Below are 26,407 nucleotides of genomic sequence, written 5' to 3' on the forward strand. Positions count from 1 at the left end.
TTCGTTCGCCCCGCAGTGGCGTGGGTTTTTCGCGGCGCAAAAGGCAGGGTGATCCCCTGCCCTCCCGTCCGGTTACGCCGCCTCCGTCATGCCACGCATAAATTCGCGCATGGTCCGGAAACGCCGCTGATCGTCCTGTCGTTTCTCAAAGTTATTGATGTAATAAACAGGGGTATAACGCACCCTGCTACATTCCAGCGTTAGCGCATTTCCCGTGACCACTTCCGCAGGGATACCCAGCAAAGAAAGCTGTATAAACGCCATATCCGCCACGATCGGGTCGATATCGATGCAATGGCCATACATCTGCTCAGACGGGTTATAACCGGCCTCCAGAAGCATCTCAGCGTACGCAACGATCATCCCCGCCGCGCCGCAGGCCGGATCGCTGACGGCGACAAACCCTTCACGTCGTATCGTCTGCTCAACGTCCGGCAAGACCAGCTTCGCCAGTAACAACTGGACATGATAGGGGGTGAAGTACTGCCCGTTCCTGTCGTCGCCCAGCTCCAGTTCCATAAAGATGGCGCCGAGAAAATCATGGAATTTCGCCTCCAGTGCGCAGACCATCAGGACGAAAAGCTCATGCAAATTTTTGATATCGCTCACGCCGTACTTCGCGGAAATCTCGCGGCTGCTCTCGATGTTCTCCGGTGTCCTGATACGCGCCAGATCAAGCTCACTGGCTGCAAGCGTTATGAAGTCGCGGAACACATCCCAGCGGCGCAGGTTGCGGGCGGTGTCCTTAAACACGCGGATAAACTGCCGCCGCGCCTCATCAATGGTTAACCGCTGGCGGGCAGGTATCGGACTTTGTGCAGGAATTACGGCAGGCCGCTGCGGCGCGTGGGGTTCTGACGCTTTCGCCTGATCAAAGAAGCTGGCAAAACTCAGTTGTGACATGGTTCTTCCTCTGAAATTCCGCCCCGTCAGGGGCGGCTCCGTTATCAGTTACACGCGCGCTTAAGTTCCAGCGTGCGCAACACATGCCCCCACTCACTCCCGCGCATGGCAGGAATACGCACTGAGCGCCCTTTTTTACGACAGTGCGCGATATGACGGCCCAGCGCCCGCATTTCCGGACTGAGTGCATCAGAGGCGATATCATCGCGCTTAATGCGTACCTGCTTTTTCACGGGCACGTTTTCTGCCTCAAGCATCTGGACATACAGCGCCGTCGGTGTAACAATCGACACTTCACTGAAGTGATTCATCATTGATTCCTTTTAGTTGAAGCCAGATTCGTTGTTTCTCAGGCGCGGAATCTGGCAAGAGAGAGCAGACGAAAGTCTGCTTTTTTCATTTCTGGCCTGTGGTTTTCGGGCTGAATACCTCCTTAACTTTCTTCACAATGTCGGCGTGGTTCGTGTTGCAGTAGTCGCGCATCCGGAAATAACGACGACCGCAGCGCGCATAAATTTCGGTGACGTTCCCGCAGTACATTTCCGCGAGCATGAAGGTTTCCGTGTCCTGCGCGGTATCGTGTCGCCAGTTCATCGGGTACATCAGCCCCGCCGCTTCGTGAAACTTCACCACATCGATTTCGACGGGGGCAGACACGCTGGCTTTCTCGCGGCTCAGCCAGTAAGCGCGCTCGGCTTCACAGGTCGCGTTCATGCCTAAAATGGCAGATGATTCAGTCAGATGTAAGTGCATGGTTTTCTCCTTTGGTTGTCGGTGGCGGCAACCCCTGCCGCCGTGGGTCATACTGATTAACAGGCATCCATTCGGATCATGGTGCCCTCAAAAGCCATACAGTCTTTCAGGCTCTTGTTCGCATACGTCCACGCCGCGAAGCCCGTCTCACCGTACAGACGCACCGCGCAGGCTTTGGCCTCTAACCACGGCTGGACGATATGAAACGACATAATCGGTTTGTCACGCATCCAGTCGAGCACACCTTCGTTCCAGACGTTTTTGCTCATGGCGCAGAGGATGTTGCAGACCTCTTCCGCTTCGTCGTCTTCTGACAGTTGCAGATTCCATACCTGGCAAAGCTCAAGCAGGTAAGAACGCTGCTCAGCAATGACACAGGCCAGACGGGCTTTTGGGTCTGTACCCCATCTTCCGGTAGATTCTGAAGCGGCGGTTTTGACGTTTTGTGTGTGCATTCTGGTTTTCTCCTTGTCTGGTGATGTTTCCATCTCCCGGTGAGTTCTTCGCGGCAAGGGCAAAGTAGCGACGGCGGACGGAAGGCACTCAAGGGGCGGCGACGAAAAGTTTTTCGGGCTTCATCCGGAAAAAGTTTTGGGCGACGTGCATTTCACCCCTTGATGACGGCCGGACGACGGTGCTACGAAAACGCCCTCCGCGCAGAACCCACGGGAGGTGGTTCGCCGGAGGGCGGGAGGATGCACACGCGCCGGAACGGGAATCGACGAAGGAGAATCGCGGTCCGGACAGAAGAGCAGATGCGGTTTTATCGCAGTTGCGGTGAAGGCGGCCTGACCGGAACGGTCGGAGCAAGCCGTGGTGTAGGTGTTGCGTCAGGGATTAAACCCGAAGGGCAGAGACAGCCTGGCTGGCTCTGTGCGAAGCATGACAGCCCGCCCGGACGCCCGACAAAGCACTCTCTTCACGCCTGCCGATGATGACCATAAAACGTCTACGCAACAATCACCCAATACAGGCAACAGGCAACAGGCAACAGGCAACAGGCAACAGGCAACAGGCAGGGACAACTTACAGAAACAAATTGCAGACTGCATACGGAAAAAGGGGCTGCCAGCGAACTGACAACCCCTTCATAAAGGCGCTTGCGGTAATGACCAGACAACAAAAGAGTTCCCTGAAAAGGCGGGGATATTCCCCGCCTCCAGTTTGCTACTTACCGGATTCGTAGGCTAGCACAGCAGCGACCTCCCGGTTTCCGTCCTTCAGCCGGATTTCGCAGAGCGATTTCCGGGTCAGGAAAGTGAATATCAACAGTGTTAAACACACGATTAATACGCACCAGATAACGGTACTTCGCGGCAGTTTCATCGCTTACTTCTCCTTGCCTTTCGGCAGGTAAGCGGCTAATCTCTGATGTGTCTAGTATCAAGATTGAGCCTCGGGTTAATTGAAAAATTACTCGGGGCTTTTCTCTTTTTGCCACACAACACGGTAACAAACCAACCAAACGTTATGAGGCAAAAAGCCTCAAGCGCCGTTGCGGATAATAGCGGATATTGAGCATCAGCAACAGGTTGCATTATTGCCACCTGCTGAAAATCGGATAACAGAAAGGCAGCGCGTATGCGCTGCCTTTTGCCTTTTCTAAACCATCGTACTGCAACCCACGTGATTCACCTCACAGAATTCCCGAGTTGTTCCCTTCTCTGAAGAGATATGTGAGCAGGTTCAAAAACAGCGGCCTCCATAAAAAATCATAATTCACAAATTTTTTATAAAACGGTGTTTTATTTTTAAGGGGTGGTACTGTGACAATTGTAAGGACGATACAGCTTAAGCATCAGCTTGCTTACGGTGGGGGAAATCTGCTGGGTAGCGGCGCACTGGCGATTGCAGGTATCTGGCTACTGTATTTCTACACAACTTTCTGCGGACTGACACTCCTGCAGGCCTCTGCAATTTTTTCTATCGCCAGCATTGTCGATGCGATCAGCAATCCTTTAATGGGGTATATTTCAGATAATTTTGGCAAGACAAGACTTGGTAAACGCTTCGGTCGCCGTCGCTTCTTTATTTTGCTGGGTATACCGCTGATGATGGTTTACCCGCTTCTCTGGGTGGAAGGTTTTGGATTCTGGTATTACCTGTCAACCTATATTCTTTTTGAACTGATATATACGTCTGTCATGGTGCCGTATGAAACTTTGGCGACTGAAATGACCGATGATTTTGCAGTTCGCTCAAAATTAACAGGCTATAAGGCTATCTTCGGTAAAGGTGCTAACTTCCTTGCGGCGTTCATTCCAGGACAGTTCATCCTGATTTACGGAAAAGATTCAGCCACTCCGTTCTTTTTTACGGCACTGACGTATGGACTGATTTTAATCCTTGCGGTAGGCGTGCTGTACTGGTTCACGTGGGAGAGAGAAACAGAGGATACTCACACCAATGCCTGCACAAAAACTTCTCTACCCCAGAAAATGGCCGAATTGACAGTCGATATGTGGTCCACCTTTCATCTTAAGGTGTTCAGAAAGCATCTCGGAATGTATCTGTTTGGTTTCGGTGCGGAATGGCTTTTTGCATCCATATTTACATACTTCATTATATTTGTTCTTCAATATGACCCCACTATGGTCTCCGGGCTGAGCAGCCTAAACTCTGTTCTGCAACTGTTTTCAACCGCTATTTTTATCGCTATCTGCGTGAAACAGGGGTTCAGTAAACCCTACATTATTGCTCTTTCAATCGTCATATTCTCCGTATGCTGCTATTTCGCGCTTCACCTGATGCAGGTTCCGCAACAGTACGCCACAGCTGCAATTTTGGCTATCACGGTGATTTTTGGTATCGGGACCGGCGGCGTTTATTACATTCCCTGGACGGTATACACATTTCTTGCAGATATCGATGAGGCCTTCACTGGTCGTAGACGTGAAGGTATTTACGCAGGAACAATGACGTTCTCAGGCAAACTCGTGCGTTCTGGAATTGTCTTCACGATGGGCGTTATTTTAAGTTTCTTCGGTTTTCAATCCGGGGCGCATACTCAACCAGAAAGCGCCGTAACAGCCATTGCACTGGTCTTCGTTATTGGGGTTCTTGCGCTTGCCTTTGGCGGAATTTATTTCAGCAGACAAATGATGTTGAACCGGAAAACGCATCTGATTGTTCTTGCAGAAGTTGCCCGTATCAAAGCTGGCGGGAAAATTGATGATATCGCATCTGATGTACGGGAAGTAATGGAAGAGTTGACTGGCTATCCGTACGAACAGTGCTGGGGCAACAGTGCTGTATGCAAGAGGCTTTTTGACTCTGCAAAACCGGAAAAAACGGTTACGCCATCAGTCGCATCCTGATAAGTCTGGGCAACACAAAGTGTTGCCTTTTTTTAGCTCGTTAGAGGAGTTATCAATATCCTGGGAGCACCGTATTGACAGCACGGTATTTCAGGAAGCTGCAGAGGTTCCTGCGTCGCTGCGGTACAATTTTGCCTTTAGGTTCAGGGGTAGATTTCGCGTGCGTCATGGTAATTATTCTGATTAACCAGCTTGTTTGGTACCATCCAGCGCTCAAGTTGCACCACCGCGGCATGAGCCTCTCGCGCCAGCTTCGCAGCTTCATACGTGACGTACCAGAACGGTTCACCAGCGCACACCCCACGGTCAAGCGAGGCCAGTGACGGGAACCGGTCACTCCAGCGCCAGAACATGGATTCCAGTTCGTATTCATGCAGACCTGTACCGGACCATCTCGAACTCCAGCTGCTCACCGTCTGAGGGGTATGGAAGGCCAGTTCGATCTCAGCCTGCCCCGCCATCGCCTGGTAAGTGCGTTCACGCTGGCACAGCTCTTTACGGCGCTGGCGGGAGTATTTTTCGTCCAGCAACTCATTCTGGCGGCGCACACGCTCATTCTGCTGAAAGCGTACTTCCGGAAACAGATGCTGACCGGCGCCCGCAGGCAGGGGAAGATAACAGCAGACGCCCCGGCTCTCGATCAGCGTATCGATGGCATTCAGCCAGCTGTCCTTACTGCCGCGCAGTTCCTGCGCAGTAAGCACCGGCGCGAAGTAATTTAGCTCCCTGACCGTAATACGCTTGCAGCCCCTGAAATAGCGGAAAAATGCCCTGGCGTACGGGTATGCAGCCAGATGCGCGCCGCGTGCGAGTTTCTTCTCGACCTCGCCAATCGCCTGCATCGCGGCGCGTCGCTCAGGACGTTGCGGCACCAGGGAGAGAGATATCGGGATCATAAGACCACCTCCTCAAGGAGAAACGCTGCCGTTCCGCGCACGGTATACTCCATCTGGCAGATACTGCCCGCCACCGTCAGCAGCATGTTGAATCGTTCGGGGGCGAACTTCTCCACCCGCATAACTTCACGGACAAAACTGCCATCTGCAGACACCAGTACAGCCAGCCACTCCGCGCAGACCTCACCAGGACTGCAGACGCACAGATGGAACTGCTCATCGGGGGCGGTAAAACGGATTTGCACGGGGAACAGCCCCCCGAACTCGCAGCGGTACTCGGCATTGACCTGCCAGCCTGTCGGGACATTGAGGAAGTGCATCACCGCCGTGGACAGCACTTGGCGCTCGTCATCGCCCCGTTCCCGCCACGCTTCGAACTCACAGGGGAACATATCGGTCAGTTCGGTGCGGATGCTGCTTTTTACGATAGGGTTCATGGGTATCTCCTTATTGCCGCCCCGCAGGGCGGCTCTCCGTTATCAGGCGGCGTGTGCCGTGGTGGCGTTGTCAGTGGTGCATTCGTCGGCAGGAGCTTCCGCTACAGGCGCAGGACCTTTCAGCCATGCCGGAACCCAGCGGTTCTCTTTCATGAAATGCTCCGCATGTCCGGCTGCATCGGCCTTCTTCATCTTTTCCGCATCCCCTGCCGCGCCCGTCAGGCCAGCCTCTTTCAGTGCGGCCACAATCTGCGGATGCTTCAGACTGCCGAAGTAGTTCTCTTTCGTCGGATGCCACCAGTCGCGCAGGTGGAAGCCCAGCGCCGTTTCCAGCGTATCGAGCGGACTTCGGGAGGTATGCCCCATGTCACGGGTCTGCACACCATCCACGGAACAGGCGGTACAGAATGCCATCAGCGACATCAGGAGATTGCCGTCGAGGCCAAAGAAGGTAGTGAAATCCTTCTCCCATCCGGCGGGTAACAGCGCCTGTAAACGGGCTTTCTCTTTCATCAGGACATCGAATGCTGCACCTTCTTTTCCGGACGGGGCATTTTCAGTCAGGGTACTGTGAGACACCGTCAGGCTGATACGAAACGGGTGGGTCGTTGTCAGACAACCGGAGAACACGCAGGTACAGAGTCGCCAGACCATCAGCGCCACCGCTTTTTCAGGCTGCAGCATCAGGTCAGCCTGAACCGCCAGCGTACGTTCGGAGGTCATTTTGGTTAGCAGCGGTACGCTGATCCCTTCTGCGGCATCTGGCGTACAGGAGGAATACACTGACGGCTCATTGGCTTGCTTCTCGTCCTCCGGCATATCTGCCACAAGGCGAATCCCACGCTGAACGAGCGCCCTGCCCTCATACAGGCTCACCACCACGCCGGCATTCGCCTTCATCTCGTCCGTCCATGAGTTGATTTCGCCCGTCAGCTCCAGCGCCGCAATTTCGTCTTCAATGGCATCCGATTCCTCACATGCGGCATAGTATTCATCGTACTGCTCGTGAAGCTCGTTAAGACGCTCCTGCTCATGTAGGGTGTAGACAGGATCAGGCACATCGGGCATGACGTATTCGCGCGCGTCTTCACCGTGGTGCCAGATACGGGCAGCCCGACCCTGCGCCCATTTCCAGCCCTCATTCTGCTGAACCTCCTGCGCGATACTCTCCAGCTTCTCCTGCACCAGACGGTCAACCAGCACACGGTCTGCCGTACCTTCGCCCTCTTCCTGGCTGAACAGGTCTTCACGGACATAGCCCCCTGCCGCCTCGTAGACTTCGCGTCCGATAAAGACAAACTGCGGGGCGGTGATACGCACTTCGGTGTCCGTGACGGCGTTTTTCAGCAGATGGGCGGGCGCGCTGCTGTAGCTGGCTTTCACACCTTCGTAAATTTCTACCTGACGGGTCTGGTCGTCTTCGAGACACAGCGCCTGACACTGCTCAACGCTCAGCTTATCGGTCGCCAGCAGTTCCATCAGAGACGGAGCCAGATTTGCGAGCTTCAGCATCCGCTGCACGTGGCGCGAGCCGTAGCCCAGCCCGTCACCTATTTGCGCGGGAGTTTTACCTTCGGCTGCCAGTCGCCCGAAGTGGGCAATCTGCTCGGCGGGGTGCATCGCGGCGCGCTGGTCGTTCTCGATAAAGGAGGCCAGCTTTGCCAGTTCGGCGGACACGCGCTTGACCGTCACCGGATGGTCGGCGCGGAGGCGGCCTTCTTTCGCAAGCCACAGCATGGCGCTCAGACGGCGACCACCTGCCGCCACGCCGGATTTACCGTCGTCCATGTCATGCACAATCAGGTTCTGCAGCAGCCCTGCTGAGGCGATGGTTTCAGCCAGTGTGCGGACGCTGTCCACGGAATACGGGATGGTGCGAACGTTAAACGGGGATTTAACGAGATCGGACAGCGGAACGATTTCGGTCTGCGCCGCATCGATAGCCGCCTGAAATGCCGCCATTTCGGTTTTGGTGGGTTTCTTTACGCTGGTTTTTTTAGGTGCTTTTGCTTTAACATCGGTTACTGACATAGTTAATACCTCTCTGATATTGATGGTTGTCCGGCCCTGCGGAGTTCGCGCTCCGGCAGGGCAACTGCTTACTGCGCGTTACGGATACCGTATCGTTCGATGTAACGATTGAGCCACTGCCCTGCGCTCGCTTCAAAATTCCACGCTCGCCAGACCATCTCACCGTCACGACGAACCACCAGGCGAAAGTGCGACCCCTGATCGTCTTCGATGGCCACGTTTTCATACTGTGCCGCCACCGCATCGGCCTGTTCACGGGTGAAAGTGTCATCAGGCAGCGTCGCCACCTCCTTCTCAATTGTCCTGCTCACTACGAACCTCCTTTCTGAACGGGGTCTGGTCTTTAAAACCACATCATCCGTTGAGTTTCCGGAGCCGCGGTTTTGACGTTTTGCGGGAACCTGCTGGTATTTCCCGGATGAATGCACTTCACCCGTTTGAGACCCTTCGCCGCAGGAGCGTAAACATCGCTGGCAGACGCAGCTGTCCGGGGTGAGCGGGAAATTTATTCCGGTCTAATGGAGTGAAGCGTAATGGCCGGGGGAAATTTATTGCGAAAGGCCGTGCCGTCCCTGGATTGCCAGGAGGACTGTGGTGTTATCAGCTCCCGGCAGGAGGGCCGTAAACGGAGAAAAGGCACACGGCGAGAGATGGGCAGGGACCCGCCGCAATGACGGAAAGCCGCGCGCGGCGAAACGGCGTTGCCCTCTACATGGCATCGATGCAGTTGGTGTTATCGATGACATGCGAGAAGCGCAGGAAACGGCGCGACAGAGTGGCGCAGCCGGAACGGCTGCTGCAAGCGATGATGTGTTGCGTCATGGGATGGACATCCGCTGCCCCGAAGGGGCCGGGCAGAGACAGTGTGATGGCTCTGTGCGAAGCATGACAGCCCGCCCGGACGCCAAAACCAGCCAGCCAGCCAGTATTTAGTTAGGATCGTTTTATACTGGAACTATTTTTTGTTGGCTTCAGCCATTTCAATATACCGGGGGTCACTACTGCCCGGCAGCTGCATGCTGAGCTGGCGATAATGACGCACCCGCTCCATAAAATACTCCCTGAGATGCTCTGGCTGTTCTCTGGCCACGACTTCAGGCACGACCGGCATATTCATACGCTCTTTATAAGCAACAGCAGAAGCAACCAGGTCTACAGCGACTTTGTCCTGGTCTTCTTTTGAAAGTTTCGCAATATTATCGTCACTCACGCGCGCCTTCTTACCCAATCAAATCCTGACATTAAGCTTACTCGCATCCGCATAGACAGGCTACAGACAACACAGGCGGGCGGGGATTGCACCGCAGGTGCAATGCAGTCCGCCGGCAGGCAGAATGCCTGCCAGGGTTTTCGCGCGGGCAGACAGGCGGCTTAACCGCCTGCCGGAGTATCACAACGGCTTACCGCCCTGCAGGATGAAGTGCCCGCCGATGTAAACAGAACACTGGCAGGTCATGTAATAGCAGATTTCATCGACCACCTGCGCTGTCGTCAGTTCCCGCTGACCGGAATCACGGCGGCGCGCGTTAATAAGTTTTTTGTACTGACGCAGGATGTCACGGGTCTGTGGATCGAGTTTCATGTTGCTCTCCTTAGCGGCAGGGGTTTCCCTGCCCGTCAAAATCAGTTGTTAAACACGTAGCCATCGACGAACACCAGACCGCCGGTGAACAGGTCGCGCGCATAGGCTTCGTAGTCAAAATAACAGCGCAGCCATTCAGGGACGGAAGACAGTAAATCGTGTTCGAGCACATACTCGTATGCGTAGTCCTCCTCGCTCTGCGCTTCCCCCAGGCAGGCATCATCAAAGGAGGCGTAATCGCTCAGGCCCGTATATTCAGCCCAGGCGATAAATGCCGCGTCCCTGCCCTCCTCCTTTGCCTGCCTGTAAGCCGCAATAAAATCCCAGTCCACGGAGGATTCAGAGGCGAACTGAGAAGGAATGCCCTCCCAGTCCTGGAACATCAGCTCCGGATCGTGCTCGTTTGCATGCAGCGCGTGGCAGGCCTCGATAAAATCCTCTTTTGAGTCGAAGTCGGTCAGATCAAACCATTTGCCGAAGATGCTGCCGCAGTTGTATTTGTGGTATGTGCCAACGTATACAGCGGGGGTGGTAGTGCTCACAGAAAATCCTCCATAGTCGATGTCGTCTGAGTTACGGCTTACGCCGTGCCGACACGACAGCCCGACGAAAAGCGGAGAATGCAACGGGCGCCACTGGAGGCCGCAGCGCAGAAAAACAGACGAGACGGACTGGACGGTTATCGAGCGAATACTGAGCGAGAGAACGACGGGAAGAACGGCGAGAGACATAAAAAAATCACTGCGACCGGGCGAGGATGGCGGCGAAGCGACCCCTTGCAGTCGCAGCGGTCGGGCTAGAGTAGAGGCACGGCGTTAGCCGCAGGCTGCACGAACGTAATTCATCGCGTGGCCGTAACACCGTGAAGGTCGCGCCGGTATAGCGGAGCGTGCGACACCCTTTTTGCATACCAGACAGACGGGGCTAAACGCCCCGCCACGCCTACACTGAAGGCCTGATACCGGACATAGCCACCATCATGGCATCAATCTCGCTTCTGGCCTCTGTGACAACCTCACGCAGCCATTCGCGCTCAAACCAGCGGCGAACGGGCAATCCAGGCTGATTCCACGCGTACGGGACATGAAGCCTCCCCAGCACCATTCCACGACTCTCCAGGCTGACTTCCAGCGACCGGTAGGTGGTGTTCTCATCGAGGATCGCAGCCAGCAGACGATCAAGGGCTTCGTTGTCCCAGCAGTCACCGTCATCAAAGGGTTCAACCTCCGTGACGGTAAGTCTGAAGTTCCTCGTCTGGCGCGAGAAAATCGGTTCACTTCCGGATGGACTGAAGGCTTCCAGCACGCGATATCCGGCGGCGGCCACGCAGCTGCACACGTTATTGATTTCAGCACGCAGGGCTTTCAGCAGGCTGACGACGTGACGTTCATACATCCCTTCAGGGCAGTCATGGTATTCCATCGAGATCGTACCATTGTGAGCATGGTGATTACCCAGGGAATTGCGGTACAGCGTGACACTCATATCACTGCCTGCAATCAGTTCACGTAACGTCTGCATTGCGCCATCATCCATCAGGCCACGCAGGGCGATTTCGGGCAACAGCAGGACAAGTTCGTTTGCGGACAGACGTCCGTAGAACGCCACGCCGTCCCCCTGCGAGTAACTCAGGTTAGTCTGAATATCCATCTCAGCTGGCCAGCCGCGCGCGACGAGTGTGTTGCGGGTATGACGATGAATAAAGCGATATGCGTTGCTCATGGGTGTTCTCCCTGTTCTGATGCGGCACCAGTTGCGCCGTGCCGACACAACAGCCTGGCGGTCAGCGTCAGAGACAAGGGCGAAACCGGAAGCCGCAGCGCAGCCGTAAAGCGGGCTGAATGCGCCGTTTTACGGTGAGAACGGGTGAGGATTGATAGCGACAGCGATCCCTTTTCTCTGGCGCAGCCAGGCTAACGTGAAGGCACGGCGTTGATACCTTGCCGCGCTACCGGTGCGGCAACAAAGGCGGAGTTTACGACGTCCATAGATCGGTGTGTCGAAGTGGGGCCTTGAAAACCAAAGTGGGCTGAAGCGTGAAGATAAATAATTGTATAGCGTCAGGTGGCTCAAAGAGGGAGATATGACTGTTTTCACTGACCTGAGGTAGCTAATGGCCCACAAAACATATTCGCTAAGCTATACAGAATCACTGAAAGTCGCAAAAGTGCCCACTTCGACACACCACCAGTGAGGTTATGGACGAAACATGTAAACAAATGGATTGTGAGCTGCTGGAATTTGGCGGGAGGACGGCCATGTACATTTGATGGTCGCCGTTCACCCGAAAGTGGCGGTGAGTAACCTGGTGAATCAATAAACGTTAGGGGCCTTAGTGGGGTCTTATCCTGTTCAAGGATAAATGAGGCCCCAAAAACAACCTTAAATGCGCGTCAGGTCGAGACTGCAAAGTCCAGAGATAAAGACTATAAGCTCGCTGATAGCGGAGGGATCTATCTCAGGGTCTGCTCTTCAGCCGGTATGGCCTGATTAAATGACTGCATGATGGAAAATACTACAGATTTCAGCTCACGGACCATCATGCATTTCCCTTTCTACTCATCCAGCCCATTCAGGCGGTCACCCTGTTGCTGCAAGTTGATCATTCCCTGATGCCAGTCCTTCAGATTTTCTGTGTCAACACAAAGCAGAATTGGCACCTTCACTGCGAGACAGAGATGTCTGCTTTGTTTCAGAGAATGCGTTGGACCGCCTCGCTATAAACTTCCGAGCGTTCTCTTTTCCCAACTGAAATCTCGAAGACTACAACCTTTTCGTCTATGACCTGATATACAAGATGATAGCCTGAAGATCGGAGCTTAATCTTGTAGCAGTCAGGCATATCACGAAGCTTGTTCGCTTCAATTCGGGGTGACTCAAGCACTTCAGCCAGCTTCTTTTTCAACTGTTCACGTACCGTCGAGCCCAGCTTTCGCCATTCCTTTAGTGCCCGCTAGTCAAAATCCAGCAAATACGTCATCAGAGATCATCTAGCGTCATACGTACTGGCTTAGGATTACTAAGCCGTTCCACGAGTTCAGCATCTTCGTCACTCAGGAGTGTCTGTTTGAACGGCAAGCGTTCATTGTCAGCGATATATTCAAGCATGAGACGCAGCGCTTCAGAGGGAGTAACACCCATTTTTTCATGCGCAGCGTAAGAACGCGCTTTAAGTTCATCGTCAATACGCAGGTTAATGCTACCCATGTCTTACACTCCTTGTGATTACAAGTGTCGCACTACAACATACTTAGGGCAGTCACGAAGGAAATCAGAAAACGAGTCGTAAGAAGGGTGATCACCGTCCGCTTCGTGCCAGGAGCAGACATTGCTAGCTCTACACTGCATTAATTATTGGGGAACATGTCAGTTCGTTATCTCAGGCTCATTTCATTGAGTTCTGAACTTTGAAGCCGGGATTTTTTTCAAAAATCTCAGCAACAAAATCCATGAACACAATCGCCCGTTTTGGCAAAAGTCGATTAGCAACATAAACGGCCTGAATGGGAACTGGCGATGCAGTGTAATCAGTCAGTAATAATTGTAAATTGCCACTTTTCAGTCCCTCCTCGAACAGCCATTCCGGGCCCTGTGCGATCCCAATCCCTGCATTGACAAATTTCTGTACTGCTTCGGGTGAATTGACCCTGAGCCGACCAGAAACAGGAACATTGATATCCTGAAATCTCCAGGTAGCTCCTGTTGTCAGCAAGGTATAGATCAAACAATCATGTTTTTTTAAATCCTCTGGGGTATCAGGGGTTCCGTGTTTAGCTAAGTACTTGTTACTGGCAACACAGACTCGCTCAAACATGCCAAGTCTGCGGGCACGCATAGCACTGTCCTCCAGGTGTCCAATGCGGATTGCCAGCTCAGCCCCTTCATCCACGAGATTGATATAGCGGTCATTAATCTGTAGATCGAGTATCAGCTCAGGGTAGCGTTCTAAAAAATCGGGGATGTGCGGGACTAAGAATGTGTGAGCCAATGCTGTGGGGCAGGCAACGCGTAATAGCCCTGTGGGTGTAACATTTTCTCTGAAAGAAGACTCTGACTCTTCGACAGCTTCCAGAATACGTCTTGCTTCCAAATAATAACGTTCTCCTTCAGGAGTCAGGGAAAGCTTGCGGGTTGTTCTGTGAAGTAATCTGGTCTGCAAATGCTCTTCGAGGGTTGCAACATGACGACTCACGTTCGGTTGCCCTAAGCCTAAAACCCTACCGGCTGCGGAAAAGCTGCCTGTTTCAGCGGTACGGACAAAGCATGTCATCAAAAGTAATCTATCCATCCTGAAACCCATTTATGCTTTTAATGCATGAAACATATTTAGAAATGCAATCTTATCACTATCTGAGCATGAGCATACAGTGGCTATCAAATAGGTCATTCGCCGATCAGTAGTTAAAACTAACAGGAGATAGTTATATGGCTAGATTACAAGGTAAACGCGCACTGATCACGGGTGGAACAAGTGGTATTGGTCTTGAAACAGCGAAGCTGTTTGTTGCAGAAGGTGCACGCGTAATTGTTACGGGTGTTAACCCTGATTCTGTCGCAAAGGCAAAAGTAGAACTGGGTAATGACGTGTTAGTCGTGAGTGCTGATTCCGCTGATGTGAACGCGCAGAAAGCGCTGGCTCAGACAGTTCAGGAACACTTTGGACAACTGGATATCGCTTTCCTGAATGCGGGTATATCAATGTATATGCCAATTGAGGTATGGACAGAGGAGCAGTTCGACCGCATTTATGATATCAACGTTAAAGGTCCTTACTTCCTGATGCAGGCGCTGCTGCCAGTGTTCGCGAGCTCTGCATCAGTGGTATTTAATACCTCTATTAATGCTCACACGGGACCCGTGAACTCTTCAGTTTATGGCTCCACCAAAGCAGCATTACTGAACATGTCGAAAACGCTTTCCAACGAGTTACTTTCTCGTGGGATCCGTATCAACGCAGTGAGCCCTGGCCCTGTTGATACTCCGCTTTACGATAAGGCGGGGATCCCAGTGGAATATCATGATCAAGTGATGAAAGATATCGTTGCAACCATCCCTGCCGGTCGTTTTGGTAAGCCTCAGGAAGTTGCACAAGCGGTTCTTTACTTTGCATCTGATGCGTCTGCCTGGACTGTGGGTTCAGAAATCATCATCGACGGCGGCGTTTCAATCTAAGCCACCAAAATAAGATTTACAATTCATCAAGCCCGCCATCTTTTACAGCGGCGGGCTATCCTTTTATCTGGAGGTTGAGATGTCTACCTGTGACCTGACACTTATTAGCCACCCACTATGTCCCTTTGTGCAGCGTTCAGCGATTGTTCTTCTTGAGAAAAATGTGCCATTTGAACGCGTAAATGTAGATTTATCGGCGAAGCCTGACTGGTTTCTTGCTCTGTCACCCACTGGCAAGGTGCCGATGCTGAAAGTGCGTCAGTCAAAGGGTGAAGATGCCATTATTTTCGAGAGCATGGTGATCTGCGAGTACCTTAATGAAACGCAAGACGGTGATTCGATGTATGCTGACGATGCATTAGTAAGAGCCAGACAGCGCGCATGGATCGAATTCTCTACATCAATGCTTGGAAATGCATGGCAATTTTTGAATGCGACTGATCAGGCCATTGCAGGCAGCAAACGCGCGGTGTTCCGTGAGCAGCTTGAACGTATTGAATCTGAATTGAGCCTGGGGCCTTATTTCTCTGGTGCCGAATTCAGTATGGTTGATGCGGTCTACGCTCCTGTTTTCCGTTACTTCTCCATTATCGATGCATCAGTCTCTGAGGCGATTTTTGAGGGGCTTCCGCATGTTTGCGCATGGAAAGCTGCACTTGCGAAAAGGGAAAGCGTAAAAGCCGCTGTATCATCAGATTATGCAGAACTTTTCCAAAATCATCTTCGTCAGCATTCTGCAATTCTCGCTGCCTGAAGATATTAACTGGGAAACCGTGACCTGCTCCCCGCTGATTCACACAGAACGCTGTTAGTAATATCCGCAGATCGCTCACAGCAGACCTGATGGCTACGCAGCTTGTCCGTTGCGTGCCAGGAGCGGACGTTGCCATACGCGCAAATTAGGAATGGTGCTTTATAACTTCATCCGCACCACTACCTATTTGCATTACACTTAATAAACAAGAACAACCAATCCGCTAATTTTGGAGGGATAGTGCATGTCTGCCATGGATTTATCCAAAATGGGCACTGCCAGAGTGGCTCTGAATACCAGTGATTGTGATCATATAGTTATAGAGAAGTGGCCTGTCAGCGAAGTTGAGTGGGCCTTTTATAAATACGTGGCAACAGAGCTTAATCAGGCAGAGGTTGCAACTCCTAAGCTCTTGTCTGCTGATGCAGCCTTACGCCAATTAAGTATGGAGTATATTCCTTACTCGGTTGAACAAGCCAATGTGGCAAATGATTATGCCATAGCTATGCTGGGCCGCCTGCATCGTTATCCTGCGCATTCTGAATGGCTTTATCACACTCATACATGGACAGAAAAAGCGTTAGAAAACTCTCTCGTGCTTTTGGCGTTACCAGAAAAAAGTGCACAGCAGCTACGACGATTTCAGCAATGTAGTAATGAGTTATTTGGCTACCAAAGCCTGGTTTCAGGCGACAGCAACGCAGGCAACTGGGGAATGAGAGAAAACGGTGATTTAGTTCTTTTTGACTGGGAAAGATTTGGCAAAGGGAGTCCTGCTATCGACCTAGCTCCCCTTATAAAGGGAATGGGGAAAAAACAAATGTTTATGGCCCTTTCAGAACGCTATTGCGAGCTATCCTCCCACAAAAATATCATAGATCTGGCCAGAGAAATTGCTATAGCCAAAGCCTGGATTGTCACGGAAGTGATTACCCTACTTCAAAAGCGGCAAAAGGCTGCATTTCCCATTTATCTAAACTGGTATAGAGAGCATCTTCCAGACTGGTTAGACAACGTCAAAAAAATGTTATGAAGAATGAATTTAAAAAAATGCACTTTACCGGAATGTCCTATCCTCGCTCATAGCGGCCCCTGACCTACCCACGCATAAGATAGTTGCTTGCATTCGAAGCGGCCAGGCTAAAGTAGCGGCACGGCGCTAACACACGATGGCAGGAACCTGAAATACGGCCTATGTTCTGAACAGAAGAGCACAGAGATTTCGCATGCGAAATCTACACCGGAGAAACAACAATGTGCGGACGGTTTACGCAGTACAACACCCGCGAGGAGTACCTGGCTTTTCTCGGAGAAGAAGCAGAGCGGGACATTCCGTATGATCCGCAATCCGTCGGGCGCTACAACGTTGCACCCGGGACCCGCGTATTGCTGCTGAGTGAACGCAGCTCTCAACTGAAACTCGATCCGGTTCACTGGGGGTATGCTCCGGAGTGGTGGCACAAACCCGCACTCATTAACGCCAGAAGTGAGACAGCGGCTGGTAGCCGGATGTTCAGGCCACTCTGGGAGCACGGTCGGGCCATTGGTGATTCGATGAAAGACATGGGCCTGCACTCCGGTGATTTGATGGTCGTCGACAAGGCCGAAAAACCCATGCAGGGAGATATTGTTATCGCGGAAACAGATGGTGAGTTCACAGTAAAACGTCTGCAGATTAAGCCCCGTATTGCCCTGCTGCCGATGAACGCTGCCTACCCCACGCTTTATCCGGAAGAACTGCAGATATTCGGCGTTGTGATGGCATTCATACATAAGACCCGGAGTACAAACTGATGTTTGCGCTCGCTGACGTAAATTCATTCTATGCCAGCTGCGAGAAAGTGTTTCGTCCAGACCTGCGTAAGATGCCCGTTGTGGTGCTCAGTAACAACGATGGTTGTGTGATCGCGCGAAGTGCCGAAGCGAAACGGCTGGGCATAAAAATGGGCGTTCCCTGGTTCCAGTTAAAGACGGCACAATTCCTGGAGCCGGTCATTACGTTCTCCAGCAATTATGAGCTTTACGCCAGCATGAGTAATCGGGTCATGGCACATCTGGAAGAACTGGCCCCACGCGTGGAGCAATACAGCATTGATGAGATGTTCCTGGATATCTGCGGCATAGACAGCTACACCGACTTTGAAGACTTTGGCTGGCAGTTGCGCGAGCACGTGCACTCCGGAACGGGGCTGACCATTTGTGTCGGAATGGGGCCGACTAAAACGCTGGCTAAAAGCGCTCAATGGGCGTCAAAAGAGTGGCCACAGTTCGGCGGAGTGCTTGCCCTGACTCCACAAAATCCAAAACGAACGGAGAAATTGCTCTCACTACAGCCGGTGGAAGAAATCTGGGGAATTGGCCGCAGGATATCCAGAAAACTGGGCACAATGGGTATCATTACAGCACTGCAGCTGGCGCGCGCTAACCCTGTATTTATCAGGAAAAATTTCAACGTTGTGCTGGAGAGGACCGTCCGGGAACTCAACGGAGAAAGCTGTATTTCTCTGGAGGAAGCGCCCCCGCCGAAACAGCAGATTGTCTGCAGCAGATCCTTTGGGGAGCGAGTCACGACTTATGAAGCTATGCGGCAGGCGGTCTGTCAGTACGCTGAGCGTGCAGCTGAAAAGCTGCGGGGTGAAAGGCAGTTCTGCAGGCATATTGCCGTGTTTGTGAAAACGTCACCGTTCGCTGTGAATGAACCGTATTACGGGAATGTGGCCAGTGAGAAGCTACAGACACCCACTCAGGATACTCGTGACATTATTGCCGCAGCCGTCAGGGCACTTGACCGGATCTGGGTGAATGGACACCGCTATGCAAAGGCAGGCTGTATGTTAAATGACTTCACGCCTACGGGTGTTTCACAGCTTAACCTGTTCGATAATACTCAGCCCCGAAGAAACAGCAATCAACTAATGAAAGTCGTGGACGGTATTAATCATTCTGGGATGGGTAAAGTATGGTTTGCAGGCAGAGGTATAGCCCCGGACTGGCAGATGAAACGAGCGATGCTTAGCCCTGCATATACAACCCGATGGGCTGATTTGCCAATCGCAAGGCTGTAGATTCAAAACTAGTGAGTTGAGTCGACCTCGGTTTTTTTTCTGATCGAAGATGCTTACATGATCAGATTCATTTCTCATCCCCTCATATCGCACCAGGCTTTATATTGAGATGGTTAATTACCTCATTTATACATACACGCTTTCTTCGCATTCGAGCCTGTTAGCAGCCTTAAATCTGATGAAGTTATCCACAGAAAACGGGCGACTATATTAAGCAGTAATTTGCGAAGGTAGACGCGAATCCATTTGATTCTGAGCAAGGCCTGACTTTGGGGCTTGCCTGTAAATTTCAAGATGCTTTTGACATCATACGTTTTCTTCATAAGTAATAGCACGTTGTTCACTAGGCTCATTCATATGAATACGAAAACCCATCTAATCACGGCTCAGAAGTGTCTGGATTTCCCTTGCTATTGAGTCCAGGGTAAGCGGACAATTTCTTGCGGATGGCTTTGCTCTCTCTGTACGGACAGGGAAATTATAGTGTAATCAGCACCCGGCAGACGGTACGTAAACATAGAAAAGGTACACGTAGAAAAATGGGCAGATACGCCTCAATGTCTGTTCTGCTGTTGCAATTGTGGCATTGATGGAAGCTCGGACGCCTGATCTTATCCACCAATCACCGGGGTATTTGGGACCACGGTCCCAGTTGAATGGTTGGGACCACGGCCCCAGTTGAGTGGTGGGACCACGGTCTCAGTTGAGTGATTGGGACCACGGTCCCAGTTGAGTGGTTGGGACCACGGTCCCAGTTGAGTGGTTGGGACCACGGTCCCAGTTGAGTGGTTGGGACCACGGTCCCAGTTGAGTGGTTGGGACCACGGTCCCAGTTGAGTGGTTGGGACCACGGTCCCAGTTGAGTGGTTGGGACCACGGTCCCAGTTGAGTGGTTGGGACCACGGTCCCAGTTGAGTGGTTGGGACCACGGTCCCAGTTGAGTGGTTGGGACCACGGTCCCAGTTGAGTGGTTGGGACCACGGTCCCAGTTGAGTGGTTGGGACCACGGTCCCAGTTGAGTGGTTGGGACCACGGTCCCAGTTGAGTGGTTGGGACCACGGTCCCAGTTGAGTGGTTGGGACCACGGTCCCAGTTGAGTGGTTGGGACCACGGTCCCAGTTGAGTGGTTGGGACCACGGTCCCAGTTGAGTGGTTGGGACCACGGTCCCAGTTGAGTGGTTGGGACCACGGTCCCAGTTGAGTGGTTGGGACCACGGTCCCAGTTGAGTGGTTGGGACCACGGTCCTATTCTGATGGGAGAAAAAAGTAAAAATTAGAGTTAGCGGATATCTGATTTTTCTAACTGTTCTAAAATTTCTTCCATTCTTTCAATGTAATGCTCAGGGATCTTAGAACGGTCCAGGCTAAATACAACTTTATTACCTTTATATTGAGCCATTGCACCCGGAACAAATTCGCGTTTTACGGGAACGATAGAAGAGGTAGCAGCTTTAGAAGCTTTGAGAACATCCCTTAATGACTGAATGATTTCATCAGTGTCAAATACAATCCCACTTTGACGCTTCTCTGATAATTCAGAAATTTTACTAAGGAGAGCAGCTTCATTGTCGCTAAAAAGGCGACTTAAATTATCCCCGGCACGAGCAGATAGCTCGCCAGGATGAGAGAAGAGGGCAATCAATTCACGGGGCAATTTAGATGTGCAAATGCATCTTGTAATAATCTTCCTCGATATATGCTCTGCATCAGCCAAAGCAGAAATATTTCCTTTAAATTCATTTTCTAAACGGAAGGCGTAACGCTTGCCTCTTTCATATGCGCTTGTAGGACGATAATCGTTGCCTAACTTGCACAACGAGTCCATTTGCTCGTCGTCAAGGTCTCCCACGAGAATACGATATTCACTTGATGTAAGTATGGCCGTCATACGACGACGACTTCCATCAGCTACTTCAATATAATCAGCTACTTTTCTGCCGAAAGCTGGGTTTTGCTGGCCAGTAAGCAGGAATGAAGGGATCAGGTCATCAAGTGATTCCTCTGTAAGAAATTCTTGATCACGTTCATTCCCAATCCAGACAGAAGTCGACTTTTCAACCTGATTGCCTGGGATGGTCTCGAGGGTAAATTTAACCTCGCGACCACATACAGGAAGGGTGATGGTGTTGCCCTTTGCCATAGCACCGACCCTTGCAATTAGTGAGTCAACCATAGGTGCGGCTGGCACAGCGGTTGGAGTTACTGTTGCCTGTACTGGAGAAGATTTAGGGATAATTGGTGCACGTTTCATTATCGAATCTCCCAACGCGGTTTGATCAACCGATCAAAGATCTCGTTACAAACAGGTTCCCAAATCGAGAGCGCATTGCGCCATGCTCCAGTTGAAGAGCGCTGATCGATAGCTTGCTCGAAAACAGTACGCATCCGTATTTGACCTTTCCCAACCTCGTCTGTCTCGCGAACAACATTTTTGAGAACCATACTTCCCCAGGCATCTCGAATCTGTTCTTCCATCCATGGAGACTGTGATCCATTATTATTACTGTATTTTGTAAGAAGGATTCTGACATCAGGCTCAAAACCTTGTAAGTCGACGTTCTTCAAAAGGTCGCGTAGCATGTCAAAAAATTGCAGTGCTGAAGTGTAATCAAAGAGTTCCGCAGGGGTAGGGACGATCAAAACATCAGCCGCACACACCACGTTAATCGTTCCGATGCCAAGGTTCGGTGCGCTATCAATTACAATAACATCGTAATCCTGGGCAACGGTTTCGATTGCGAGACGAAGCATCATATGAGGTTCTGTAGGCAATTTGCCTTCGTCATAATGACTCATAAGTTCTGTTTCGATACGGTGTAGCGCCAGGCAGGACGGAATAATATCGAGCCCCGGCCAACATGTTGGCTTTATTGCGTATGAGGCATCATCACGTTCGCCCAGATAGAAAGGGAGTAGAGTATCTTCTGCATGGATGTGTAAATCAGGAACCCATCCATGGTACATAGATGCAGTTCCTTGTGGATCGTTACCTTCAATAAGAAGAACTCTCAGCCCTTTCAAAGCGAGATCTTGAGCCAGGTGGACTGATACAGAAGTTTTATAAACTCCACCTTTATGGGCCGCTACACCAATAACTGGTGGTACACTCTCATTTGGCCTGCGAAGTCGAGTACCAAAAACATCACGCATGTGGTTAATCTGTTCGATTGTATAACCCACTCGCTGTTCTACACGGCCACGCATCTCCATATCTGGATGGGGGAGGCGACCCGCTTTTTCTGCATCTCGAATAGCCTGTGATGAAACACCGATAAGATCAGCCGCCTCACCAACACGCCAACGACGCGTGATTTTCCTTGCCTCTGGGCTGTCATCATTAAACTGAGCAATAGCAATAGCTTTTGTCATTTCATGGCCAGCTGCTATGCATTGATCAAGAGTATCCATTAATCCCATTGTAAATTCCTTATCATTAACTTTGCATCATTATATTAAATCTTGGAAAAACTCGCAAAGCAACACTAAACATGCAAACTGAATCAAAATTTGCAAAGTTGCTCAAAAAACGAAAGGTTACGTATATGCATTATGCAAGCGATAAGGGATGAATAAAATAATGATTAACCGTAAGTAGAGAACTTCAGGGATGGGAAAGAAAGGCGTGGTGACTTACCTCAAATGAGAAGGGAGTTGAAGTGGGAAGGGGGATGTAATTCAAAAGTGAGCTATAGAGGGAAACTGCGCAGCAAAGCATAAGGAGGAGAATAGAAAAAGGGAGCTAAGGAGGGAGGAGATATCGGATTAAAGCAGAAAAGGGAGCTATAGAGGGAAGGTATATGGCAGTGATTAAAGAAGTTGTGAACAAACCGTAGTAAAAGGGAGCTGCTACGGGATTCATGTAAATGGATTGGGAAAGGGCCGCCGATGGAGTCTAAAAAGTGAACTGAACCACGACCGAACGGGAGTTGTAGCGGGTAAGAAGGGAGTTGAGTTGTAGAATCGACAACGCTAGATCATGCAAATCATCCCGCCACAGGTCACATAGTATAGAAAGCGCATGCTCGAGTGCTATTTCCCGTTTCAGCTCCCTTTCGAAAAGCGCCGCTTCCCTCCACAGGTCACTTTTGCCCGCTACAAATCACCTGGTTTCAGAGCCGGATTGCGGCTCAGGACGCGTACCATAGTCTCACGGCCTTCTTTTTTAAGGAGATAATCTAGATATCCAATACCTTTCAGTTTCTCCAGAGCGGCACGAATTACTTTATTCTGGTCGCTGATACGGTTAGTGAGCATCAATCGAGCCCGCAGTCGGGTAAATGAAATATCAGCAGGTCTCTCAGGTAAGCTTGCTAAATAGGTATACAACGCCTGGGCTGCTTCTTGTCGCGGTAATGCATTAAGGGGCTTTTTACGTAAAAGGGTCAGATAATCTGCCCGGTACAGCTCCCATAATTTGCTGTCGGCTTCCAGTTCGATGGTGTCCTCATCTGCATTAAAGCGCCCGGTTTTGAGTAACCCAGTGACATAGGCACCTCTAGAACCAATGGTACTAAGGGTTATAGTCTTACCGCGTATACGAGTAAGTGAGTCACGGATGTTGGCACGAAGCCTGGAGTCTAATCGCTTAGAAGGGATCTGGCAGAGGTTTGCAAATTCATGAAATGAAAGCGTGATAGCATTGCTGGCAAGGCCATACTTTGAAAAAGCATGGATAATCCCCATCCAAACCTTCAAATCGGTAGACAAATTGAGCCTGGGCCCAGTAATCATGATTTTCGTGTAGCCTTCCGACTTCGATAGCTCAAGAGAAGACAGTATTTCGCTGGCATCGATGGCATCACCTGCATCACCGCTTTTGTTCGCAGGAACGAAGATCCCCAGGCGCATTAGTGCAGCTGGTTGAACACTAGAATTGCTCGTTACTGTTAATGATTTTCCCTGTCCCTCTTCAGAATCAGGGATGGCATCAGGAAAGAAGTATGTGTTTTTATTAGGGTTTTCCAAGTTATCCACCTTGTGAAGAAATGATCCTATAGCAAAGAGGTTTTTCCCGCTATAGCTCCCTATGTTTCCCACTGTACCTCCCTTTCTTCCCGCTGCAAATCACTTTATGCCCCCATCAACTCCCTTTTGTCCCACTGCAACTCCCTTTTGTCCCGCTTTAACTCCCTTTTATCCCGCTACAGCTCCCCTGAACCTTCATCTAAGCCAGACGTGGCGCGGCTTACAGCGATCGGGGATCTGTTTGGTTCTATATGGTTCTGTTTGGATCCGAATAGGATCTATTCTGGATCTTACATATTGGATCTATCAAATGTATATGTGGATAACTCTGAGCAGTAAATGAATTCAATTCATAACATTATTGGATGATCCGCCCTTAGGAACCGGATTATCCCCCCTTCTTACTACTACCACTAACCAGCTGATCAACTATCATCTGGTCAAACCTTGACGTCATTCGATTTACAAAACATAAATGCGAAAGATAAGCAGCTTGCTGTGAAGCTTTCGCATTTGAACAAACGTAGTGCGTTAGGTATTGCATGACGTCTAAAAAAACTGCGATAAATTTACCAACCTCGTCTGTAAATGACAGTATGGGTTTGCCAGACAAATCCTCATCTTTCCATATTAGGGAATATTGACTTATAACCACTTTAGAGGCCCTTTAACCAATACCTTTGAGCATAGCCACCGCCTCAGCCCCCGACATCAGGAACTGCACCCGGTGACGGGCAGCAACATCGAGCGCAAACACCTTGGTGTAAACCTCAGTTAAGCTGCTCGACTTGGCCCCATCAAACTCTGCAGCACTTTCCGCGGTATGCCGGCATACAGCATATGCATCGCGTAGGAGTGCCGGAAGGTGTGCGGGGTCACCGGAATCGAGAGCGTCACACCGTCGGCGGTCGCGCTATCTACCGACTCGCTTAACCAAGTGCGGACCGTGCGGTCGGTGATCTCCCAGATGCGGGCCTTCTCCGTACGGCCGGTGCGTTTGTTACGGCGCTCAAGCGGAACTTTCAGGGTGGCCACCATCATCTCCAGCTGGCTGACGTACTGATTATCGGAAAGCGGAACCAGCCGGTGAGTCTGGCTGCCGGCAGGTGCGCTACCTGCTGTTCTGGCTGCTTTCTCCGTTTGCTGTTTGAGGGTGGCCAGCTGCACGAAGGGGTAGGGTGGCGCCAGGGAAAAATCAGCCCGTGTTAGGGCCAGCGCTTCGTTAATCCGGGCACCGGTATTCCAGAGGGTGGACAGAAGCATTTTGCGGTGCAGATCCGGGACATAGTGGAGCAGGGCGCTGACTACCGGCGCCACCAGGTATTTAGGCAGTTCGTCCTGGACCAGGGCCATCTGCCTCAGTGCCAGCGCTGCGGGATAGTCTATGGCTAGGGGCATCTGCGTGGCGACAAACTGAGGATAATGAGCAGGGAGATGTTGGGTCATGTCGTTACCCGTGAATAGGATTTTCCTGGTGGCAGTAAACCGGAGGTTCACCCGGGTTGCGTGTGATGTAGTCCGGGAAATCCGTGATCTCAGTCTGGCTGTAGGGAGCAAAGATCTCTCCGGTTGCAAAACGACTCTGGAATCCCTCGAGAAGAGTCTTCTCCACTTCGGGACCTGACCCTGGCATCGAGACGCTCAGGCTGGCCGGATCGATACGGGAGTGCAGGCCGTTCTTGTCGCTGCGCTGACTCATCCTGTACGCCAGCATCATCCCATCGCTGCTACCTTCGGGGATCCAGGTGACGGCGATGTCATAAGTGGTGAGACCTTTTGTCTGGCTGACTATCGTTCCCCGGGCCGTCATGGCCGTGGGAGGCTGACCGTTTCCGTCACCAGGTATATCAGATTTGCAAACAACAATACTGCCCGGCGGATAGGCTGCATCCAGACGCTGCATTTCTTCATAGGTTGCGGCACTGGCCAGGGAGGTCGTGAGAGCCGAAATCCAGCAGAGTATCTGTAATCCACTCTTGAATAGTACTGTCATTATTGAGGTTCCTGTCCGGGTCTGAACTTCTTGTCGGTATGGAAACGGCAAATCCTTCCTGCCATTATGATCAATACTCTGCGGATAGGAAAAAGGGCCGCAAAAACATAGAACCTGTTTCTCCCATAAGGAGCCGGGTTAACAGCAGATGCAAATCCACCTTCACAGCACCTTCCGGCAGCCCCCCAAAATCTCTGGCGCGCCAGGTGGCGATTCGCCAGCCACCTTCTGGCTGTTCATGGATGTTTAAGCGGCGGGCCAGTTCAGTCCCGTTCAGATCAACGATGAACTGAATATCAGGGGAGGTCCCGTCAGGATTTTCAAGGCCAGGTTCGCAGAGATACCATACGAATCGGTGGCCACTATCCTTCAGTTCACAAAAAGTTCTTGCTCGTCCACGTATTCCCTCTGCTGTCCTTTCCACAAAATAGTCCCATCACAAAATCATTACCTGCTTACGCACCTGACGGTCACTTCACAGGATTTCTCCCTGCCGTCATCATGTTTAGGATGATAAGAAGCAGCCATATAGCCACGCA

The 26,407-nt window shown here is 51.3% G+C and carries 26 protein-coding genes and 5 pseudogenes; 7 read left to right on the plus strand and 24 right to left on the minus strand.

Annotated features, from left to right (window positions below; genetic code table 11):
- Nucleotides 1–72: 72 nt before the first annotated feature.
- The 6 genes and pseudogenes from DAI21_RS22425 to DAI21_RS23360 all read right to left on the minus strand — a co-directional run.
- Complete coding sequence (locus tag DAI21_RS22425) at nucleotides 73–903, minus strand: N-6 DNA methylase (RefSeq protein ID WP_107704333.1); 831 nt, start codon at nucleotides 901–903, stop codon at nucleotides 73–75.
- A gap of 44 nt (nucleotides 904–947) precedes the next feature.
- On the minus strand, nucleotides 948–1,217 hold the full coding sequence (locus tag DAI21_RS22430; protein ID WP_370447052.1) for a hypothetical protein: 270 nt from the start codon (nucleotides 1,215–1,217) through the stop codon (nucleotides 948–950).
- Between the two features lie 82 nt (nucleotides 1,218–1,299).
- Nucleotides 1,300–1,656, minus strand: a complete 357-nt coding sequence (locus DAI21_RS22435) for a hypothetical protein (RefSeq protein ID WP_107704335.1) — start codon at nucleotides 1,654–1,656, stop codon at nucleotides 1,300–1,302.
- 56 nt (nucleotides 1,657–1,712) lie between these two features.
- Nucleotides 1,713–2,111 (minus strand): ammonia monooxygenase, encoded by a 399-nt coding sequence (locus DAI21_RS22440; protein ID WP_107704336.1) that lies wholly within the window; start codon nucleotides 2,109–2,111, stop codon nucleotides 1,713–1,715.
- Nucleotides 2,112–2,823: 712 nt separating this feature from the next.
- Complete coding sequence (locus DAI21_RS22450; protein WP_304598450.1) at nucleotides 2,824–2,943, minus strand: type I toxin-antitoxin system Hok family toxin; 120 nt, start codon at nucleotides 2,941–2,943, stop codon at nucleotides 2,824–2,826.
- Nucleotides 2,891–3,097 (minus strand): annotated as a pseudogene (locus DAI21_RS23360) (DUF5431 family protein); the annotation flags it as partial. The pseudogene DAI21_RS23360 and the gene DAI21_RS22450, both read right to left, overlap by 53 nt.
- 325 nt (nucleotides 3,098–3,422) lie before the next feature.
- Between DAI21_RS23360 and DAI21_RS22455 the strand changes: the two are divergent.
- Nucleotides 3,423–4,973, plus strand: coding sequence for an MFS transporter (locus tag DAI21_RS22455; protein ID WP_234419541.1), 1,551 nt, complete (start codon nucleotides 3,423–3,425; stop codon nucleotides 4,971–4,973).
- Between the two features lie 143 nt (nucleotides 4,974–5,116).
- On the opposite strand, the gene DAI21_RS22460 is transcribed toward DAI21_RS22455, so the two are convergent.
- From DAI21_RS22460 to DAI21_RS22520, 12 genes and pseudogenes are all read right to left on the minus strand, one after another.
- Nucleotides 5,117–5,869, minus strand: a complete 753-nt coding sequence (locus DAI21_RS22460; protein WP_107704339.1) for a plasmid SOS inhibition protein A — start codon at nucleotides 5,867–5,869, stop codon at nucleotides 5,117–5,119.
- A complete protein-coding gene (gene psiB, locus DAI21_RS22465; RefSeq protein ID WP_107704340.1) occupies nucleotides 5,866–6,306 on the minus strand; it encodes a conjugation system SOS inhibitor PsiB in 441 nt (146 codons plus the stop codon). The genes DAI21_RS22460 and psiB overlap by 4 nt, the downstream gene beginning before the upstream one ends.
- 42 nt (nucleotides 6,307–6,348) lie before the next feature.
- Nucleotides 6,349–8,337: a ParB/RepB/Spo0J family partition protein gene (locus DAI21_RS22470; protein ID WP_107704341.1), complete on the minus strand. Its 1,989-nt coding sequence runs from the start codon at nucleotides 8,335–8,337 to the stop codon at nucleotides 6,349–6,351.
- Between the two features lie 68 nt (nucleotides 8,338–8,405).
- Nucleotides 8,406–8,648 (minus strand): DUF905 domain-containing protein, encoded by a 243-nt coding sequence (locus DAI21_RS22475; protein ID WP_370447053.1) that lies wholly within the window; start codon nucleotides 8,646–8,648, stop codon nucleotides 8,406–8,408.
- Nucleotides 8,649–9,292: 644 nt separating this feature from the next.
- Nucleotides 9,293–9,547 (minus strand): DNA polymerase III subunit theta, encoded by a 255-nt coding sequence (locus DAI21_RS22480; protein ID WP_107704409.1) that lies wholly within the window; start codon nucleotides 9,545–9,547, stop codon nucleotides 9,293–9,295.
- 180 nt (nucleotides 9,548–9,727) lie between these two features.
- A complete protein-coding gene (locus DAI21_RS22485) occupies nucleotides 9,728–9,919 on the minus strand; it encodes a hypothetical protein (protein WP_107704342.1) in 192 nt (63 codons plus the stop codon).
- Between the two features lie 41 nt (nucleotides 9,920–9,960).
- Nucleotides 9,961–10,461, minus strand: a complete 501-nt coding sequence (locus DAI21_RS22490) for an antirestriction protein ArdA (protein WP_199908260.1) — start codon at nucleotides 10,459–10,461, stop codon at nucleotides 9,961–9,963.
- Between the two features lie 400 nt (nucleotides 10,462–10,861).
- Nucleotides 10,862–11,641: a hypothetical protein gene (locus DAI21_RS22495; protein ID WP_107704344.1), complete on the minus strand. Its 780-nt coding sequence runs from the start codon at nucleotides 11,639–11,641 to the stop codon at nucleotides 10,862–10,864.
- A gap of 743 nt (nucleotides 11,642–12,384) precedes the next feature.
- Nucleotides 12,385–12,552 (minus strand): annotated as a pseudogene (locus tag DAI21_RS22505) (VasL domain-containing protein); the annotation flags it as partial.
- A 59-nt stretch (nucleotides 12,553–12,611) separates the two neighbouring features.
- A complete protein-coding gene (locus DAI21_RS22510; RefSeq protein ID WP_234419548.1) occupies nucleotides 12,612–12,848 on the minus strand; it encodes a type II toxin-antitoxin system RelE/ParE family toxin in 237 nt (78 codons plus the stop codon).
- 50 nt (nucleotides 12,849–12,898) lie between these two features.
- Entirely contained in the window at nucleotides 12,899–13,126 is a 228-nt protein-coding gene (locus DAI21_RS22515) for a type II toxin-antitoxin system RelB/DinJ family antitoxin (protein ID WP_107704345.1), read from the minus strand.
- 178 nt (nucleotides 13,127–13,304) lie between these two features.
- Complete coding sequence (locus DAI21_RS22520) at nucleotides 13,305–14,207, minus strand: LysR family transcriptional regulator (protein ID WP_107704346.1); 903 nt, start codon at nucleotides 14,205–14,207, stop codon at nucleotides 13,305–13,307.
- 137 nt (nucleotides 14,208–14,344) lie between these two features.
- On the opposite strand from DAI21_RS22520, the gene DAI21_RS22525 reads away from it, so the two are divergent.
- The 6 genes and pseudogenes from DAI21_RS22525 (at nucleotide 14,345) to DAI21_RS22545 (ending at nucleotide 18,910) form a co-directional block, all read left to right on the plus strand.
- Nucleotides 14,345–15,091 (plus strand): SDR family oxidoreductase, encoded by a 747-nt coding sequence (locus DAI21_RS22525; protein ID WP_107704347.1) that lies wholly within the window; start codon nucleotides 14,345–14,347, stop codon nucleotides 15,089–15,091.
- Nucleotides 15,092–15,170: 79 nt separating this feature from the next.
- The gene (locus DAI21_RS22530) at nucleotides 15,171–15,845 is read left to right on the plus strand and encodes a glutathione S-transferase family protein (protein WP_048762623.1); all 675 of its coding nucleotides are present in this window, start codon (nucleotides 15,171–15,173) and stop codon (nucleotides 15,843–15,845) included.
- A gap of 244 nt (nucleotides 15,846–16,089) precedes the next feature.
- Entirely contained in the window at nucleotides 16,090–16,878 is a 789-nt protein-coding gene (locus DAI21_RS22535; RefSeq protein WP_014882898.1) for a phosphotransferase family protein, read from the plus strand.
- Nucleotides 16,879–17,099: 221 nt separating this feature from the next.
- Nucleotides 17,100–17,390: pseudogene (locus DAI21_RS23120) on the plus strand (SOS response-associated peptidase family protein); the annotation flags it as partial.
- A pseudogene (locus DAI21_RS23125) lies at nucleotides 17,382–17,639 on the plus strand (S24 family peptidase); the annotation flags it as partial. The pseudogenes DAI21_RS23120 and DAI21_RS23125, both read left to right, overlap by 9 nt.
- Nucleotides 17,639–18,910, plus strand: coding sequence for a Y-family DNA polymerase (locus DAI21_RS22545; RefSeq protein WP_107704349.1), 1,272 nt, complete (start codon nucleotides 17,639–17,641; stop codon nucleotides 18,908–18,910). The pseudogene DAI21_RS23125 and the gene DAI21_RS22545, both read left to right, overlap by 1 nt.
- A gap of 1,279 nt (nucleotides 18,911–20,189) precedes the next feature.
- Here the strand turns inward: DAI21_RS22545 and DAI21_RS22555 are convergent.
- From DAI21_RS22555 to DAI21_RS22580, 6 genes and pseudogenes are all read right to left on the minus strand, one after another.
- Nucleotides 20,190–21,161, minus strand: a complete 972-nt coding sequence (locus tag DAI21_RS22555; RefSeq protein WP_107704351.1) for a ParB/RepB/Spo0J family plasmid partition protein — start codon at nucleotides 21,159–21,161, stop codon at nucleotides 20,190–20,192.
- Entirely contained in the window at nucleotides 21,161–22,327 is a 1,167-nt protein-coding gene (sopA, locus tag DAI21_RS22560; RefSeq protein WP_107704352.1) for a plasmid-partitioning protein SopA, read from the minus strand. Before sopA ends, DAI21_RS22555 begins: the two co-directional genes overlap by 1 nt.
- Nucleotides 22,328–23,002: 675 nt before the next feature.
- Entirely contained in the window at nucleotides 23,003–23,875 is an 873-nt protein-coding gene (locus DAI21_RS22565; RefSeq protein WP_370447054.1) for a RepB family plasmid replication initiator protein, read from the minus strand.
- Nucleotides 23,876–24,542: 667 nt separating this feature from the next.
- Nucleotides 24,543–25,321 (minus strand): annotated as a pseudogene (locus DAI21_RS22570) (site-specific integrase).
- Between the two features lie 4 nt (nucleotides 25,322–25,325).
- The gene (locus DAI21_RS22575; RefSeq protein ID WP_107704353.1) at nucleotides 25,326–25,868 is read right to left on the minus strand and encodes a hypothetical protein; all 543 of its coding nucleotides are present in this window, start codon (nucleotides 25,866–25,868) and stop codon (nucleotides 25,326–25,328) included.
- 70 nt (nucleotides 25,869–25,938) lie between these two features.
- A complete protein-coding gene (locus DAI21_RS22580; RefSeq protein WP_234419542.1) occupies nucleotides 25,939–26,292 on the minus strand; it encodes a hypothetical protein in 354 nt (117 codons plus the stop codon).
- Nucleotides 26,293–26,407 lie beyond the last annotated feature (115 nt).

The sequence above is a fragment of the Lelliottia sp. WB101 genome (assembly GCF_003051885.1).
In the GTDB taxonomy this organism is placed as follows: domain Bacteria; phylum Pseudomonadota; class Gammaproteobacteria; order Enterobacterales; family Enterobacteriaceae; genus Enterobacter; species Enterobacter nimipressuralis.